Origin of the sequence: Streptomyces odontomachicola, from assembly GCF_039605595.1 — a bacterium.
GTDB lineage: Bacteria > Actinomycetota > Actinomycetes > Streptomycetales > Streptomycetaceae > Streptomyces.
In genome coordinates this window covers 1-204 of sequence record NZ_JBCFOK010000051.1, presented here as the reverse complement: position 1 = coordinate 204, position 204 = coordinate 1, and the positions used below count along the sequence as shown (strand labels likewise).

The 204-nt window shown below is 76.5% G+C and carries 1 pseudogene; it reads left to right on the top strand.

From position 1 onward, the window contains the following. Positions 1-204: pseudogene (locus ABEE00_RS35735) on the top strand (acetyl-CoA synthetase); the annotation flags it as partial.

Here is a 204-nt window from a genome sequence, read left to right as displayed (position 1 = left end):
CGCAGCATCGGCGAACTCCTCGACACCGCCGCCCTGATGCACTCCCAGCCGCTCCCCGCGGGCGACTCGGTCGCCGTGGTCTCCAACGCCGGGGGCATCGGCGTCCTGGCCGCCGACGCCTGCGCCGAGGCCGGACTGCGCCTGCCGCCCCTGGGCGCAGTGACCGGTGACCTGCTGGAACTCCTGCCCGACGGGGCGAGCGCC